The 906-nt window shown below is 48.2% G+C and carries 1 pseudogene; it reads right to left on the reverse strand.

The window, feature by feature from the left end:
- Nucleotides 1-906 (reverse strand): annotated as a pseudogene (locus R7040_RS25265) (bifunctional glutamine synthetase adenylyltransferase/deadenyltransferase); the annotation flags it as partial.

A 906-nucleotide genomic window follows, 5' to 3' on the forward strand; every position in this document is an offset into this window, starting at 1 on the left:
CCAAGTCCACGCATCTTGATGTTGATAATCATCAAACGCATCGGTTGGACTCACCAACAGGCCGGACGCCCCAGAAGGACGTAAGCGAGTGTCCACTTCGTATAGAATGCCTGATGCGGTGCGGGTTGAGAAAATATGGATGATGCGCTGTGCTAAGCGAAGGTAGAACTGACGACCGTCAATTTCCTTCTTACCATCGGTGTATACATTAACTGGGCAGTCGTGCATAAAGACAATATCTAAGTCTGAGTTGTAGCCCAACTCCCATCCACCGACTTTACCATAACCGATCACGGCAAAGCCTTTGCCTTCACGGTCTTTCACGTGTGTTGGCTCGCCGTATTTTTCAGACACTTGAAGCCACGCTTGGCTGACCACCGCTTCAACAATGGCTTCTGCTAGATAAGTTAAGTGATCACTTACTTTCATGACTGGAAGCACGCCAGCGATATCCGCTGCGGCAATACGTAGAATACAAATTTGCTTAAACTGACGCAGCGCTTCCATTTGCTGCTCCATATCATCTTCGGGAATACGAGCAAGGAAATCGCGCAATTCAGTGCGATAGCTATCGAGTGGAATTGGGTTGTACAGTTGTTGAGGATCTATCAACTCATCCAGAAGGATTGGATAACGAGACAACTGTTCGGAAATCATTGGACTTGCGGTACACAAGCGCACTAACTGCACCAATGCGGCAGGGTGTTCATCCAACAATTCTAAGTACGTCGTGCGCGTGCAAATATTGTGCAGTAAGTGCAACACTCGCGGTAAACCAAATTGAGCGTCTGGGTGGGCAAACACCGCGTCAAACACTTTTGGCATCAAGCGATTTAAGACTTCTCGCCCACGGGGGCCGAGCGTTTTCTTGGCCAAGTCGGCTTTAAAGTTGATGATAGCTTTAGA

Source organism: Vibrio sp. 1069 (genome assembly GCF_033340555.1).